Here is a 15,402-nt window from a genome sequence, read left to right as displayed (position 1 = left end):
GTTTCAATGGTAGACGAAGGCAGCGGGGGAGGGGTTTCATCTTGGCTGGCCTGTGCCGGCCTCTTCGCGGGCAAGCCCGCCCCCACAGGTAGAGCACGGTATCTGTAGGAGCGGGCTTGCCCGCGAATGCGGCAGTGCGTTCACTGCCGCAACAAAGGTTTACTCAGCGAGTTTGTAAGCGATGATGTAATCGCCCATTTTGGTACCCAGCGAGCCATGGCCGCCGGCGGTCACCAGCACATACTGCTTGCCATCCTTGCCGGTGTAGCTCATCGGAGTGGCCTGGCCACCCGCTGGCAGGCGGGCACTCCACAGTTCCTTGCCGTTGTTCACGTCATAGGCACGCAGGTACTGGTCGAGGGTGCCGCTGAGGAAGCCGACGCCACCGGCAGTGACGATCGAACCGCCCATGCTCGGCACGCCAACCGGCAGGCCGATCGGTACCGGGGTGCTGTCGCGGGTGGTGCCGTTCTTGTGCTTCCACACCACCTTGTTGGTGAACAGGTCGATGGCGGCGACATAGCCCCAGGCCGGGGCCTGGCACGGTACGCCCAGCGGCGACATGAACGGGTGCATGGTCACCGCGTACGGCGCGCCGGTATTGGGCTGCACGCCGCTGGTCTCGCTTTCGCGCTTGCTGCCTTCGGCTACCTGCTCGCGGGGGACCATCTTCGACACGAATGCCATGTAGTTGGGCGAGGTGAACAGCAGCTGGCGCACCGGGTCGACCGACACGCTGCCCCAGTTGAATACACCCACGTTGCCCGGATAAATCAGCGAACCCTGTTCGGATGGCGGGGTGTACTGGCCTTCGTAGCGCAGTTCGCGGAACTGGATGCGGCACAGCATCTGGTCGAACGGCGTAGCGCCCCACATGGCCTGTTCGGTCAGCTCTGGGCCGAGCAGGTTGAGGTCGGAGCGGGCTTGAGTCGGCGAGGTGTGGTCGCCTTTCACCGCACCCTGTGGGGTAGGGATTTCGCGGATCGGCACAATCGGCGTACCGTCGCGGCGGTCGAGCACGTACAGGCTGCCTTGCTTGGTCGGTACGATGATCGCCGGTTTCACGCCATCGTCGGTCTTCAGGTGCACCAGGGTCGGCTGGCTGCCGACGTCCATGTCCCACAGGTCGTGATGGGTGAACTGGTAGTTCCAGCGCGCCTTGCCGGTGGTCAGGTCAAGGGCGACTACGCCGGCGCTGTACTTCTCGGCACCTGGAGTGCGGTTGGCGCCCCACTGGTCCGGGGTCTGGTTGCCCAGCGGCAGGTAGATCATGCCAAGGTCTTCGTCGACGCTGGCGATTGACCACATGTTGGCCGAGTTGCGGCTGTACATTTTGCCGGCAGCCAATGGCTTGGTGTCGTCCGGGTTGTTGCTGTCCCAGTTCCACACCAGGTGGCCATCGTGCACGTCGTAGGCGCGGATCACCCCGGACGGCTCGTTGGTCGACTCGTTGTCGGTGACGTGGCCACCGATGATCACCAGGTCACGGGTGACCGCGGCAGGCGAGGTGGAGTAATAGCCGCCGGCAGTGAACGGCCCGATGCCGGTGGTGAGATCGATCACACCCTGGTTGGCGAAGCCTTCGCAGACCTTGCCGTTGTCGGCGTTGATGGCGATCAGGCGGGCATCCGCGGTAGGCAGGTACAGGCGGCGCGGGCAGGCCTGGGCCACGGCTTGGCCGGCCTCGGTAATTTTCGGCACAGGGCTGCCGTCGCGACTGACGTAGCGGTTTTCGTCATAGTACGAAACACCACGGCAGGTCATGTGGGCAAAGCCCTTGAACGTGCCGGTCGGGCTCTTGACCTGTGGGTCGTAGCGCCAGATTTCCGCGCCGGTGTCCGGGTCCAGGGCCAGCAGGCGGCTGTGCGCGGTGCAGGCGTAGAGCATGCCGTTGACCTTCAGCGGGGTGTTCTGGTTGGTCAGCTCCACCGGGTCGTTTTCGGTCGGCAGGTCGCCGGTGCGAATACGCCAGGCTTCTTCCAGGCGGTAGGCGTTCTGCGGGGTGATCTGGCGCAGTGGCGAGTAGCGGTCGCCATGTTCGGTGCGGCCATAGGCCTGCCATTCGCCGTCGGGCATCGCCGGGGCGGCGCTGGCCATTTCGCTGCTTTCGCGGCCCAGTTCGCCGAACACTTCACCGGGGTGGGTGAACTGGCTGCCCAGCGCGCAAGCGCCCGAAGCGACCACTGCCACGCTGAGCAGTGCTGTATTGGCTTTGCTGGCTGGGCCGATCAGCGGGCGACGTGCCCACGGCAGCAGCAGCACCACGCCGATGGCGAACCAGATAGCCAGGCGCGGTACCAGTTGCCACCAGTCCAGGCCTACCTCGAGCAGGGCCCACACGGTGCTGCCCAACAGCACCAGGCCATACAGGCCCAGGGCGATGCGGCGCTGGGCCAGCAGCAGGATGCCCGAGAGGGCAAAACCGATACCGGCGATCAGGTAGTACAGCGATCCGCCCAGCTGGCTCAGCTTGATACCGCCAGCCAGCAGGGCCAGGCCCATCAGCAACAGCAGCGCGCCCATCAGGCGCGGTAGCCAGCGGCTTCCTTGGTTGGCACCTTCAGTGCTCATCGTAGGTTCTCCGTCAGGTCAAGAAAGGGTTAGAAACTGCTTTGGATCTTCAGGCCGCCGATCAGGGCGCCATCGACCTGCGACACCCCGCCCGGGTGGCGGATGTACTGCAGGTTGGGGCGTACCGTGAGCCAGTCGGCCAAATGGATGCCGTAATACAGCTCGGCGCTGTATTCGGTGTCCTGCACGGGCAGGAAGCCGGGGTTGTCGTAGTCGTCGAGGCCGGCAGCCTGGTTGGCCAGGCGGGCGTTCTTGCGGTAGGCAGGGTTGACGTGCACACGGGCCAGGGCGAAACCGATGTCGTCCTTGGCGCGGGCGTCGAAGGGCCCTTTGTATACCAGCCCTGTCTGTACATAGTTGTCGATGGCATTGGTCTTCTTGTCGTGCACCGTGGCGTTGGCGAACAGGCTCAGCCCACGCGACTGGTCGGACGCCAGCGAGGTCACCTGCTGCTGGGCGCCGAGCCACAAGCCGTGCTTGCTCGAGCTGCTGCGGTAGGCGGCGCCGCTGAGGGCTGCCGGCTGACCGTTGCTGTCCTTGAGAACATCTTGTGCCTTGGCATTACTGTAGTAGTAGCCGGCGCGATATTCCCCTTTCAGGCCTTGGATACGCGGGCTCCATACCAGTTCGACCGGCATTACCGCGCCCTGGGTGCCGCTGCCGCTGAGCTTGAAGCCATTGCCCGATTCGAGGTTGGAGGGGTTTTGCTCGAATACGCCGACCTGAGCGTACAGCTCAGGGGTGAGGTTGTAGCGCACGCGCAGGGCCCACTGGCTGACTGGCCAGTTGTACCAGATGCCACCCACCCAGTTGCCCACCTGCGAGCCGCAGAAGGCCAGGTTCTGGAAGTCGCAAGGGAAGCTGTTGAAGTCCTCGCCTTCACCGAAGCGGCCGAATTTCACATCCAGCGCGCCATCGAAGTACTTCTGCTTGATCCACATCTGCGTCAGCCGCCAGGTTTCACCGCGGCCCCAGACTTCCTGGGCCGAGGTGAAACCGCCAACGCGCGGGTCGTTGATGCGGTCGTTGCTGATGTTGTCGCCGTGGCGTTCGGTGACGGTCAGCTGGAATTCGGTGGCGTGCCAGCCGAGGATCTTTTCCAGGTCCAGGTGGCTGCCAAAGGTGAACTGGTCGCTGTAGCGCGCGGTACGGTCGTGGTCGTAACCGCCGTGCAGGTTGCTGCCCATCTCGCCGGTATAGCCGAGGGTAAAGTCGTAGCCTTGTTCCAGTAATTGGCTACGGGTGCCGCCCCAGTCTCCGAGCATCCACGGGGAGTCGCTGGCGAACATTTCGCTGGCGCTGGCGGGTGTCGCCAAGGCGCCAAGGGCAAGGCCGATGTAACAGGTTTTGGGCAGTTGAAACATGAGATAGCGCTATCTTTTGATTATTGAAAAAACGGCAAGCGCATCGAAGGGCCAGGCCTTCAATGGATATGGCGACAAGATGGTTTCGGTGAAGCGATTCAGCTTCAGGTGGGGAGGATATAGCGGAAGTTGTAAGAAAAAAAGACAATTTGTCGCAGTTGATTGTTGCCCATTGGGTAACAGTCTTGAAAAAAGGGCTGCAGCGCAGCCCCATGATTTCAGAAGGTGGTACGCAACCCGACCTCCACACTCCGCCCCGGCGCCGGCGCGATATCGCGCAGGATCGAGCTGGCGTAGCGCACGGTCTGGTCGGTCAGGTTTTCACCGCGTACAAATGCCAGCCACTGGCTCTGGCCAACTTCGAAGCGGTAGCCAACGCTGGCCCCCAGTGTGGTGTAGCCCTCGGTGCTGGTTTCGTTGGCCGGCTTGCGATGTTGCGATGCTGCATGTTGCACATCTACCCGCGCTTGCCAGCGGTCGAGCTCCCAGACCAGGCCGCTGTTCAGGCGCAGTGGGGCGATACGGGGCAGCGGCTCGCCACTGTCGAGGTTCTTGGCCCGGGTGTAGTCACCGGACAACTCCAGGGCGAAGCTGCCGTAACGGTTCTCGACCAGTTGCCAGCGGTCCTGGGCCTCGATGCCGTAGAAGCGTGCCCGCACGCCTTGGTACTGGTATTCCGGGAAGCCCTCATGGCCATGATCGTGGTCGTGGTCATCCTCGTCGTGGTCGTGGTCATGCCCGCCCTCGCGGGTGTTGCCGGTGCCGATCAGGCCGATGTAGTTGCGAAAGTGGCTATAGAACACCCCGACACTGCCTTTATGGGTGCCATTGTCGAAGCGCAGCGCCAGGTCAGCGGAAATGGCCTTTTCCTTGTTCAAGCTGGCATCGCCGACTTCAAAGGCGCCGGTGGCCACGTGCGCACCATTGGCGTACAGCTCGTAGAAGGTCGGCGCGCGCTCGGTGTAGCCGAGGTTGGCGGCCAGCGACCAGATCGGGTCGAGCTGGTACACCGCCCCCGAAGACAGGCTGAACGCGTTGAAGCTGCTGGCACTGTCGGCGTCGACGAAGTTTTCGTTACCTTTGGCGTCCGGGTCGACCCGGGTGTGCTCCATGCGTGCGCCCAGGCTCAGGTTCAGGCGTTCCGTGGCCTGCCACTGCTCGAGCATGAACAGCGCCAGGCTGTCGGTATTGGTGTGCGGGACGAAGGCCTCCTCGCCCAGGGCGGAGAACTCGTTGCGGCTGACCTGAGCACCCACAACACCCTCCACCGGCCCGAGTGGTTGGTGGCGGGCTTCGATGCGCGCTTCGTAGCCTTTGTTCTTGAAGGTGGTGTGGACTTCGCCTTCTTCGATTTCGCTGTGTTCGTAGTCGGTGTAGCCGGCATCGACCTTGACCGAGCTGAACGGGCCGTCAAGGTCGCGCAGCTCGGAGGCGAAGGCGTAGTGGTCCTGCTGCATGTCCAGGCGCACACCGGGTTCGGCCACCGAGCCGTAGTTGCTGTCGTAACGGCTGTACGACAGGCCGGCGTAACCGTGGTCCCAGTGATAGGCACCGCCTACCGCGCCACCGTCCTGGCGGCCGTCGCTGTTTTCCAGGCGGTGCTTGCTGCCCGGCTCATCGGCATCGCGCACCTTGGCACTGCGGGCGTAGCCGGGAATACGCAGGTCATTGAACTGGCGGCTGTTGGCGTCCAGATGCAGGGCGAAGGCACCGTTGCCGGCCTCCAGCTTGCCGGCGCTGCTGCGGGTAGTATCGGCGCCGCCATAGCGCAGCTCACCGGCACCGTGGATGCCTTCGATCGGCGAATCCGGGATGCGGTTGTCGAACGTGTTGACTACCCCGCCAATGGCGTTGCCGCCGTAGAGCAAGGCGGCGGGGCCGCGGACGATCTCGACGCGGTCAACGGTGACCGGGTCCAGCGGTACAGCGTGGTCATAGGACAGCGATGAGGCATCCAGGGCACCGACGCCATTGCGCAGGATGCGAATGCGGTCGCCGTCCAGGCCGCGGATCACCGGGCGGCTGGCGCCAGGGCCGAACCAGGTAGAGGCGACACCGGGCTGCTTGTTCAGGGTTTCACCGAGGCTGCCGTGCTGTTGTTGCAGCAGGTTTTCGCCTTCGAGCACGGTGCTGGGGGCGGCCAGCTGGCGGTTGCCCAACGGGTTGGCGGTGATGACCTGGGGTTCGAGTTCCACGGCCTGGCTGGGCGGCGCAGCCAGCCAGAGCGCGACGGCAAGGGGGGAGAGGCGAAGCGGTGAGTACAGCATGGGGATGGGGCGTTCCTTGGCAGATGCTTTATTAGTGTTACAACATAACATAACTATTTCAGCACAGTGGTTTTGCCCCTGGCCAGCATTTTTTCTGTCGACTCGACGGATCCCACCCACCACTACACTCGTGTAAGGTGCGCATCTTTCCTACGGAGCACAGCATGAGCACGGCCCAACATAACGCGCTGCACGGCAAGACCCTCGAACAGATCCTCACCGAGCTGGTGGCGCACTACCAATGGCAGGGCCTGGCCGAGCGCATTGATGTGCGCTGCTTCAAGAGCAACCCGACCATCAAGTCGAGCCTGACCTTTCTGCGCAAGACACCGTGGGCGCGGGAAAAGGTCGAGCAGCTGTATGTGAAGCTGCAGCGTCAGGCCTGACATGCTGCGTCGTCCTTGGCTGGCCGGCATGGCGGTGCTGGGCTGGTTCGGTCTGGCCGTGCAGGTGTACCTGGTACTGTTGGCGCGCTGGCAAGAACAGGCCAGCCTGATTGGCGGCCTGATCAATGTGTTCGGCTACTTCACCGTGCTGACCAACACGTTGGTGGCAACGGTGCTCAGCTATGCGGCGTTCGGCCACGAAGGCCGTGGCAAGCGGTTTTTCCTGTCACCCTCGGTGAGCTCCGCAGTGGCCACCAGCATCGTGCTGGTGGCGCTGGCCTACAGCGTGTTGCTGCGCCACTTGTGGCAACCGCAGGGCTGGCAATGGCTGGCGGACGAGTTGCTGCACGACGTGATGCCGGTGCTGTATGCCTTGTACTGGTGGCGCGAGGTGCCCAAGGGCAGGCTGCGGCTAGGGCACCTGGCACTGTGGGCGGTGTACCCGACGGTTTATTTCGGCTATGCGTTGTGGCGTGGAAGCGAGATTGGCGTGTATGCCTACCCGTTCATCGATGTGGCGAGCCTTGGGTATGGGCAGGTGATGCTCAATGCCCTGGGGGTGCTGGTGGGGTTCTGGGGAATCGGGCTGGTATTGCTGGGGGTGGATCGGTGGCGTGGGTTGCGCAAATTTGCTTAGCCTGTGCTGGCCTTTTCGCGGGTGAACCCGCGAAGAGGCCGTAGCAGGCGATAACCATTACTCGTCGTCCGCAGTCCCGTCGGCACGCCAGTAGGCCGCAGCTTTCAGCGCATCTTCCGGCACCCCTTTCTCCAGCAGCAGCACCTTGGCCTGGCGGGTCAGGGCCTTTTCCAACGCCACCCAGCCATACAACCGGCCTTGCGGCAAGGTCAGGTTCCGCACCAGGGCCAGCAAGTCTTCCTGCTGGCGGCGCACCCAGATGACTTCGACCTGTGCCTTGCTCGGCAACGGCTGGCGCTCCTGCTCGTCTTCGATCTGGATCACCGCCAGCACCTGGCGGCCCGCCGGCAATTCCTCCAGGCGGCGACCAATCGCCGGGATGGCGGTTTCATCACCGATCAACAGGTAGCTGTCGAAAATATCCGGCACCACCAGTGACGCCCGTGGCCCGGCGATGCTCAGGGTTTGCCCAGGCGCCGCCTGTGCCGCCCAGGTAGAGGCAGGGCCGTCGCCGTGCAGCACGAAGTCGATGTCCAGCTCGTTGGTCACCAGGTCGATGCGCCGTGGCGTGTATTCGCGCATGGTTGGTCGCGCGCCACCGTCCCGACCCAGATTACGTGCGTCGATGGCCTGTTGTTGCTCCGGCGTTTCGGCAAACAACAACTTGATATGGTCGTCGCTGCCCACGCTGGTGAAGCCTTGCAGTTCGGCACCACCCAGGGTGATGCGGCGCATGCGTGGGGTCAGCTCGGTGACCCGCAATACTTGCAGGCGACGCTGGCGGATCTCGTGGTTGACGCGGTGAATGGTGTCACTCATGGGCAGTCTCCCTGACAGGTTCGGCCGGCCCGGAGGCGATGGCCTTGGCGGTATGGTTGAGCAAGTCGCGGACCCGTTCGATTTCTTCCGGTGTCCAGCGACCGCTGTGCATATGCAGTGCGTGGCGCAGGTTGCCGACCGCTTCATGGATCTCTGGCGGGCGGTCGTGACCGCGCAGGGCGCGTTTGCTGACTTCGATGCGCATGCGCACGCCATCCAAGGCGACAGCCTGTTCGACCAGGGCGCTGCGGCCGGCATCGGTGATGGCGTAGAGGCGCTTGCTACCTTGCACTTGGCCGCTGATCAGCTCGGCTTCTTCAAGAAAGTTCAGCGTTGGGTAGATCACCCCGGGGCTTGGGCTGTAGCTGCCGTCGAACAGGTTTTCGATCTGGCGGATCAGGTCGTAACCGTGGCCGGGCTGTTCGGCCAGCAGGTCCAGCATCAGCAGCTTGAGGTCACCGGGGGCGAAAACGCGTGGGCCGCGCTCACCACGGCCAGGGCGCCGCTCGAAGGGGTCATGGGGGGTGTGTTCGCGCATAAGGATGGGGCTCCGTCGTTTGCGATATATCGTAAGATATTACTCAAGATATATCTAAAGACAAGCCCCTGAATGCAGATGATTATCATCTAGTTCGTCGATATGTTCCCTGTCGGCGGTGGCGTGTGCATGGCAACCTGCGGTGGCTTGCATTCGTTCGGATTGCCCGGCTGCAGGTACGGCATCAGTATCGGTGCCATGCCCTTGAGCACCTGCACCGGCAGTGCCGAGGTAAATTTGAAGGCCTCCGCCGAGCGCCCAGGTACGAAGGCGGTCAATGTGCCGAAGTGGTTGTCGCCCAGGAAGAACACGAAAGTGGCAGTACGGTTCAACGAGCGCGAGCCGATCAGCCGACCGCCGGCACCAAAGCTCTCGATGCGGTTGTCGCCAGTACCGGTCTTGCCGCCCATCACCAGTGGCGTGCCGTCCTGCAGCTTGAAACTGCCGGAAATACGCCGCGCGGTACCTGCATCGACCACCTGCGACATGGCGCCTTTGAGCGCACGCGCCACTTCAACCGGCAGAATCCGCACGCCCCGGTCCGGGTCGGTGACCAGTTTGGTCTCGTAAGGTGTGTTGGCGGCGAAGTGCAGGGTGTCTATGCGCAGGGTTGGCAGGCGAATGCCGTCGTTCTGGATGATCCCGACCAGTTCGGAGAGCGCGGCGGGGCGGTCGCCCGAACTGCCGATGGCGGTGGCCAGCGAGGGCACCAGGTGGTCGAATGGATAGCCCACGCGCTTCCAGCGCTGGTGGATATCGAGGAAGGCTTCAATCTCGACCATGGTGCGGATACGGCTGTCACGGGCGCCCTGGTAGCGGCTCTTGAACAGCCAGCCATACACCTCCTGGCGTTCGAAACGGCTGGCGTTGATCATTTCGGTCAAGGTCGAGCTTGGGCTCTTCAGCAGGTAGCCGAGCAGCCACAAGTCCAGCGGGTGGACCTTGGCGATGTAACCCTGGTCGGGCAAGTCATACTTGCCTGGGCCGTAAGCCTCGTACATCTCTGACAGGCGGCCGTCGGTCAGCTTGCCCAGCACGATCTTGTCACCCTTCAGGTGGGCGCGCACGAAGGCGTTGAACGTTTCCTGGCCGGCCTCGGGGAACAGGTAGCGGTGCACCGCCGCCAACCGCTGCGGGGTCACGCGCATGCTGTCGAGGAAGGTGTCCAGGCGCTGCTGCGAGGTTTTGCGCTGGTACTTCTTCCAGAAACGCATCAGGTAGTTGGTGCCTTCCTTGTCGGCGAAGCGGGCCAGGTATTCTTGGCGGCGTGGGTCTGCGTCGTCCTTGAGCAGCGGCACACGGTTGTACGGCTGCTGGTAGGTCACGTAACGCACCAGGTCGCGCATCAGGCGGATGAACGGCAGGTTGATCGATTCGCGCAGCGCATCCTTGAGCGTCGGGTTGCGGTTGTTGTCTTCCTTGCGGAAGTTGTTGAACACGTGCATGCCGCCGCCTGTGAAGAAGGCTTCACCGGTGTTGGCGGAGTATTTGCGCTCAAGCGCGGCGTCGAGCATGGCATCCAGGCTTTGGTTCTTGCTGTTCTGCGCCAGCCATTCCAGCGACCATTGAGTGATGCGGTCGAGTTCGGCCACGTCGACCTTCTTCAACTCGGCGGCAGGTTTGCCGGCGTATTTGTCGTGCAGCTCGGCGATGATTTCCAGGTAGGTGGTCAGTACCCGCAACTTGGCGGTGGAGCCCAGTTCCAACTTGCTGCCTTCGTTGATGTCGAAGGGCTGGTTGGTGCTGTCGGTCTGCACCCGCACCCGGGAGCCATCGGCGGTGCGCTCGAACAAGGTGAAGCTGTAGCTCACCTGGTCGGTGGTCTTGGCGGTGAGCAGGCGCTCGCCGATCAGGCCCATCTGCGCGGCAAACGCTGGGTCGGCAAGGTTTTTCAGGTACTGGCTGACCTGCAACTGCAGGTCAGCCTGCAAGGTACTGGTGGCCGACACGTCGAGGCGGTCGAGGTCGTACAGCGGGCGGTTGAGCATGGCTGCCAGGCGGTTGCGCGCCAGGCTGATGCCCTTGTTGGTAACGATCGGCACGATGGTCGGTTGCGCTACCCAGTCGCGGTACACCGCCTTGCTGGCCAGTGCGGCATCGGCCAGTGGTTGCTCGATGATTTTGTTGGCGGCGAGCACGCGAATGTGCGCGTCGGTCAGCTCTGCCAGCTCGACCCGGCCTTTGGACAAGTAATGCGAGGGACGGCGCTGGGCAATCATCAGCGACAGCACCTGGCGCAGGGCCAACCCGCGCGCGGCCATGCTTTCGGGGTCGGTGGCGGTGGCGTTCAGGGCCTGGTTGACCTGGTCGAAGTCGGCGCCGTACCACACCCGCAGGCCTTCGGCCATGCCATGTACTTCACCATGCCCAGGCACCGCCGACAGCGGCACGCTGTTGAGGTAGTCGCGCACGATGCGTTGACGTGCCTCGGTGGTGTCAGGGCCGCCCTGGTAGGCACGCACGCTGGCAGAAACCATCTGGCGGATCTTTTCCGCGCCCGACACCGTCAGGCCATCGGGTGAGTGGCGATACTTCTCCAGCTGTGTGGCCAGGGTGCTGCCACCGGCAGACTGGCCGGGCAGGGCCAGGTACTTGGCCACCTGGCTGTAGGCGGCCTTGGCGAAGCGTGGCCAGTCCACGGCCGGGTTGTTACGTGGGTCTTGGGTGTCCAGCAGGTCGCGGTTTTCGATGAACAGCAGGCTGTTCACCATCACCGGCGGGATCGCTGCAAAATCCGGGTACAGGTGCTGTGGGTAGTTGTACTGGTACAGCGTGTCGCCGCGGCAGTCGGTGATCGACAGGCCGGCCTGGATCTTCTCGATATAGGGGGCGAACAGCCCATGATCGACGTAGTTCATCAATGCCGGTGAGAACTTCACCTGTTCGCTGATCAGGTAGTCGCGCTTGAGCAGGCGCGGCAGGAATTCGCCCAGGGCGCTATAGCCAAGGCGTTTGTCGAACGGCCCATCACCTGGGTAGATGATGGCATCGCTGGGGCCGGGCTGCAGCGAGTAGGTCAGCGTACCGGCCAGTTTGCTGAACTCGCGCGATTGCAGCTCGGAGGTACGGAATTCGTCATACGCGGCCACACCGATGGCTACCAGTGCCACCAGCAGGATAAGGATGATCAGCCGCCACCATAGCCGACGCTGACGGGGGGACTTGGGTTGTGGCGTCTCGGCCGGAGGTATCTCGGGTGCTTCCGTTCTGCTTGGTTCCGATTGCCACAGTGCGCCCATAGTCTTCTATCCGGCCAGGTGTTTTCGTCTTGCTTGTCTGAAGCTTAGACGTTGAGCGGGTGAGGTGAAAAATTTGTAGGAGGTGGAGAAAAGCGGCGTAGGGCTATACGGCTTTGGTGTGGGTTTCTACGTACGGCGATGTTGCTATGGTGCCGCGGAGGTTTTGCGGCCGCTGGACGCCTGATCGCAGGCAAGCCAGTGCCCCCAGGCTCGAGAGAACTTGCTGATTATTCCTGTATATACAGCGAAAATCCCTACAAGGGTCTTCCTATACTGCTCGCCCCCTTCGCCTTGCCGGGCGCTCTACTCCGGCACACGGGCCGGCCCACGAGGCCAGCCTGGCAAGCCAACATCACGCCTATCGGCATGGTCGGTGCTGCACGAAGGTCAAATCCAATAACAAAATGAGGTTGTATTGCTATGCCAGTCGGCAACCACTCTGCCCACGGCCAGGCCACTGAAGGCGGCCCGCTCAAGCGCGAACTGGGCGAACGGCACATCCGCCTGATGGCGCTGGGCGCCTGTATCGGTGTCGGTCTTTTCCTCGGTTCGGCCAAGGCTATCGAAATGGCCGGCCCAGCCATCATGTTCTCCTACATCATCGGCGGCCTGGCCATCCTGGTGATCATGCGCGCCCTGGGTGAAATGGCCGTGCACAACCCTGTCGCCGGCTCCTTCAGCCGTTATGCACAGGACTACCTCGGCCCGTTGGCGGGCTTCCTCACCGGTTGGAACTACTGGTTCCTGTGGTTGGTGACCTGCGTTGCCGAAATCACCGCGGTGGCCATCTACATGGGCATCTGGTTCCCCGACGTACCACGCTGGATCTGGGCCCTGGCGGCGCTAGGCAGCATGGGCGCGGTCAACCTGGTGGCGGTGAAGGCCTTCGGTGAATTCGAGTTCTGGTTCGCCCTGATCAAGATCGTCACCATCATTGCCATGGTCATCGGCGGCATTGGCGTCATCGCCTTCGGTTTCGGCAACGACGGTGTGGCCGTCGGTATCTCCAATCTGTGGAGCAATGGCGGCTTCATGCCCAATGGCGTGACTGGCGTGCTGATGTCGTTGCAGATGGTGATGTTCGCCTACCTGGGCGTGGAAATGATCGGCTTGACCGCTGGTGAAGCACGCAACCCGCAAAAGACCATTCCGCAGGCCATCGGCTCGGTGTTCTGGCGCATCCTGCTGTTCTACGTCGGTGCGTTGTTCGTGATCCTGTCGATCTACCCATGGAACGAAATCGGCAGCCAAGGCAGCCCGTTCGTCATGACCTTCGAGCGCCTCGGGATCAAGACCGCTGCCGGCATCATCAACTTCGTGGTCATCACTGCGGCGCTGTCGTCGTGCAACGGCGGTATCTTCAGTACCGGGCGCATGCTCTACAGCCTGGCGCAGAATGGCCAGGCCCCGGCGGCCTTCGCCCGTACGTCGAAGAATGGCGTGCCACGTAATGCCCTGCTGCTGTCGATCGGCGCGTTGCTGCTGGGCGTGCTGGCCAACTACCTGGTGCCGGAAAAGGTCTTCGTCTGGGTGACTTCGATCGCCACCTTCGGTGCGATCTGGACCTGGGTGATGATCCTGCTGGCACAGCTGAAGTTCCGTGCTGGCCTGACTACCGCCGAACGCAAGGCGCTGAAGTACCGCATGTGGCTGTGGCCGCTGAGCTCGTACCTGGCACTGGCCTTCCTGGTGCTGGTGGTCGGCTTGATGGCCTACTTCGAGGATACCCGTGTGGCCCTGTACATCGGCCCGGCGTTCCTGGTGCTGCTGACGGTGTTGTATTACGCGTTCCGTCTGGCACCCAAAGAAGTACAAGGTGTAGCGAGTACCGCTTCCTGATTTGAAGTAGCTGGGGCCGCAAAGCGGCCCCATGGCCCTATCAGGCCGCCACTTCGCTGTGTGGCTCAAAGCTGTCCGCCCGCGCCAGTTGCCACATCCGCGAATAGAACTGCCCATTCACCTCGCCGGTCAGCAACTCACCTGGTTTCAAGAACACATGCATCTGCGAGAACAGCTTGATTTCGGTAGCCGAGATGCGCCGAACCAGGTGCTTGGCTTCCAATTGCGCCGGATGTTCCAGGCCTGCCGCCGCGAGCATTTCAGCCAAGGCACGCAAGGTATTGTGGTGGAAGTTCAGCACCCGCTGCGCCTTGTCCGGCACCACCAGGGCGCGCTGGCGCAGCGGGTCTTGCGTGGCCACGCCGGTCGGGCATTTGTTGGTGTGGCAGCTTTGCGACTGAATGCAGCCAATGGCGAACATGAAGCCACGTGCCGAGTTGGCCCAGTCGGCGCCAATGGCCAGCACGCTGGCGATGTCGAAGGCGCTGACGATCTTGCCGCTGGCACCCAGTTTGATCTTGTCACGCAGGTTCAGGCCGACCAAGGTGTTGTGCACGAACAGCAGGCCTTCACGCAGCGGCACGCCGATATGGTCGGTGAACTCCACGGGCGCCGCGCCGGTGCCACCTTCCTTGCCATCGACGACGATGAAGTCGGGCAGAATGCCGGTTTCCAGCATGGCCTTGGCAATGCCCATGAACTCCCACGGGTGGCCCAGGCAGAACTTGAAGCCCACTGGCTTGCCGCCGGACAGTTCACGCAGTTGGGCGATGAACTGCATCATCTCGATCGGGGTGGAGAACGCGCTGTGGCGTGACGGCGAAATGCAGTCCTCACCCATCAGCACGCCACGGGTTTCGGCAATTTCCTGGGTGACCTTGTGTTTGGGCAGGATGCCGCCGTGGCCGGGTTTGGCGCCCTGGCTCATCTTGATTTCGATCATGCGCACCTGTGGGGTGCGTGCCTGGGCTGCGAAGCGCTCGGGGTCGAAGCGCCCGTCCGGGGTGCGGCAGCCGAAGTAGCCGCTGCCCAGCTCCCACACCAGGTCGCCACCGTGCTCGCGGTGGTACGGGCTGATGCTGCCCTCGCCGGTGTCATGGTGGAAATTGCCCAGCTTGGCGCCTTGGTTGAGCGCGCGGATGGCATTGGCGCTGAGCGAGCCGAAGCTCATGGCCGAAATATTGAAGATCGACGCTGAATACGGCTGGCTGCACTGTGGCCCGCCGACGATGACGCGGAAGCTGGCCGGGTCGGCCAACGGCGCCGGGCGCATGGAGTGGCCGATGAACTCGAAGCCGGACTCATAGACGTCGATCAGCGTGCCGAACGGTTTGTCCGAGGCTTCGTTTTTAGCCCGGGCATACACCAGCGAACGCTGGGCGCGCGAGAACGGCAGGGCGTCGCTGTCGGACTCCAACAGGTACTGACGGATTTCCGGGCGAATGGCCTCGACCAGATAGCGGATGTTGCCCAGGATTGGATAGTTGCGACGTACCGCATGGCGCTGCTGCAGCAGGTCGAACACGCCGATCAAGCTGAGGATGCCGGTGGTCAGGGTGAACGGCCACAACCATTCATGGTGGGTGAAAGGCAGGCTCGCCAGGGTGAACAACACACAGGCGGCGAAGAAGGCATAGCGACTGAGAAGTGACAGGCTCATACAGGGTCCTTGCGATGGCGCGGTCAGGCTCAGGGCCTGGGGGCAAACCCCGACCATAGCCAAGTTGTCAGGCGCTGCAAAT

General features: G+C 62.9%; 10 protein-coding genes. 3 read left to right on the top strand and 7 right to left on the bottom strand.

Annotated elements, in window-relative coordinates; all coding sequences use genetic code 11:
• Positions 1-159: 159 nt before the first annotated feature.
• The 3 genes from DM807_RS02545 to DM807_RS02535 all read right to left on the bottom strand — a co-directional run bounded on the left by DM807_RS02545 (position 160) and on the right by DM807_RS02535 (position 6,202).
• A complete protein-coding gene (locus DM807_RS02545; RefSeq protein WP_069942736.1) occupies positions 160-2,571 on the bottom strand; it encodes a glucose/quinate/shikimate family membrane-bound PQQ-dependent dehydrogenase in 2,412 nt (803 codons plus the stop codon).
• A 29-nt stretch (positions 2,572-2,600) separates the two neighbouring features.
• A complete protein-coding gene (locus DM807_RS02540; RefSeq protein ID WP_012273914.1) occupies positions 2,601-3,935 on the bottom strand; it encodes a carbohydrate porin in 1,335 nt (444 codons plus the stop codon).
• 218 nt (positions 3,936-4,153) lie between these two features.
• Entirely contained in the window at positions 4,154-6,202 is a 2,049-nt protein-coding gene (locus DM807_RS02535; RefSeq protein ID WP_069942737.1) for a TonB-dependent receptor, read from the bottom strand.
• Positions 6,203-6,366: 164 nt separating this feature from the next.
• Here DM807_RS02535 and DM807_RS02530 point away from each other — a divergent pair, with 164 nt between their 5' ends.
• Together DM807_RS02530 and DM807_RS02525 are read left to right on the top strand one after the other, a co-directional pair.
• The gene (locus tag DM807_RS02530) at positions 6,367-6,588 is read left to right on the top strand and encodes a VF530 family protein (RefSeq protein WP_003252112.1); all 222 of its coding nucleotides are present in this window, start codon (positions 6,367-6,369) and stop codon (positions 6,586-6,588) included.
• A gap of 1 nt (position 6,589) precedes the next feature.
• Entirely contained in the window at positions 6,590-7,225 is a 636-nt protein-coding gene (locus tag DM807_RS02525; protein ID WP_179027025.1) for a Pr6Pr family membrane protein, read from the top strand.
• Positions 7,226-7,282: 57 nt separating this feature from the next.
• Here the strand turns inward: DM807_RS02525 and DM807_RS02520 are convergent, their stop codons facing one another.
• The 3 genes from DM807_RS02520 to DM807_RS02510 form a co-directional block, all read right to left on the bottom strand.
• Complete coding sequence (locus DM807_RS02520) at positions 7,283-8,044, bottom strand: siderophore-interacting protein (protein ID WP_012273911.1); 762 nt, start codon at positions 8,042-8,044, stop codon at positions 7,283-7,285.
• Positions 8,037-8,582: a PadR family transcriptional regulator gene (locus DM807_RS02515; protein WP_012273910.1), complete on the bottom strand. Its 546-nt coding sequence runs from the start codon at positions 8,580-8,582 to the stop codon at positions 8,037-8,039. Before DM807_RS02515 ends, DM807_RS02520 begins: the two co-directional genes overlap by 8 nt.
• A gap of 89 nt (positions 8,583-8,671) precedes the next feature.
• Positions 8,672-11,821: a transglycosylase domain-containing protein gene (locus DM807_RS02510; RefSeq protein ID WP_179027024.1), complete on the bottom strand. Its 3,150-nt coding sequence runs from the start codon at positions 11,819-11,821 to the stop codon at positions 8,672-8,674.
• A gap of 420 nt (positions 11,822-12,241) precedes the next feature.
• Between DM807_RS02510 and DM807_RS02505 the strand changes: the two genes are divergently transcribed.
• Positions 12,242-13,660, top strand: coding sequence for an amino acid permease (locus DM807_RS02505; RefSeq protein ID WP_012273908.1), 1,419 nt, complete (start codon positions 12,242-12,244; stop codon positions 13,658-13,660).
• Between the two features lie 40 nt (positions 13,661-13,700).
• Here the strand turns inward: DM807_RS02505 and DM807_RS02500 are convergent, their stop codons facing one another.
• Positions 13,701-15,320: an FMN-binding glutamate synthase family protein gene (locus DM807_RS02500; protein WP_060493338.1), complete on the bottom strand. Its 1,620-nt coding sequence runs from the start codon at positions 15,318-15,320 to the stop codon at positions 13,701-13,703.
• Between the last annotated feature and the right edge of the window lie 82 nt (positions 15,321-15,402).

It is taken from the genome of Pseudomonas hunanensis (genome assembly GCF_013393325.1).
Taxonomy (GTDB): domain Bacteria; phylum Pseudomonadota; class Gammaproteobacteria; order Pseudomonadales; family Pseudomonadaceae; genus Aquipseudomonas; species Aquipseudomonas putida_P.
Note: the sequence above shows the minus strand (reverse complement) of the source record. Positions and strands in the feature narration are given on the sequence as shown.

Bases quoted from the DNA above. Each gene is read 5' to 3' on its own strand.
- DM807_RS02545 (WP_069942736.1), bottom strand. From the start codon at position 2,571: ATGAGCACTGAAGGTGCCAACCAAGGAAGCCGCTGGCTACCGCGCCTG.
- DM807_RS02540 (WP_012273914.1), bottom strand. From the start codon at position 3,935: ATGTTTCAACTGCCCAAAACCTGTTACATCGGCCTTGCCCTTGGCGCC.
- DM807_RS02535 (WP_069942737.1), bottom strand. From the start codon at position 6,202: ATGCTGTACTCACCGCTTCGCCTCTCCCCCCTTGCCGTCGCGCTCTGG.
- DM807_RS02530 (WP_003252112.1), top strand. From the start codon at position 6,367: ATGAGCACGGCCCAACATAACGCGCTGCACGGCAAGACCCTCGAACAG.
- DM807_RS02525 (WP_179027025.1), top strand. From the start codon at position 6,590: ATGCTGCGTCGTCCTTGGCTGGCCGGCATGGCGGTGCTGGGCTGGTTC.
- DM807_RS02520 (WP_012273911.1), bottom strand. From the start codon at position 8,044: ATGAGTGACACCATTCACCGCGTCAACCACGAGATCCGCCAGCGTCGC.
- DM807_RS02515 (WP_012273910.1), bottom strand. From the start codon at position 8,582: ATGCGCGAACACACCCCCCATGACCCCTTCGAGCGGCGCCCTGGCCGT.
- DM807_RS02510 (WP_179027024.1), bottom strand. From the start codon at position 11,821: ATGGGCGCACTGTGGCAATCGGAACCAAGCAGAACGGAAGCACCCGAG.
- DM807_RS02505 (WP_012273908.1), top strand. From the start codon at position 12,242: ATGCCAGTCGGCAACCACTCTGCCCACGGCCAGGCCACTGAAGGCGGC.
- DM807_RS02500 (WP_060493338.1), bottom strand. From the start codon at position 15,320: ATGAGCCTGTCACTTCTCAGTCGCTATGCCTTCTTCGCCGCCTGTGTG.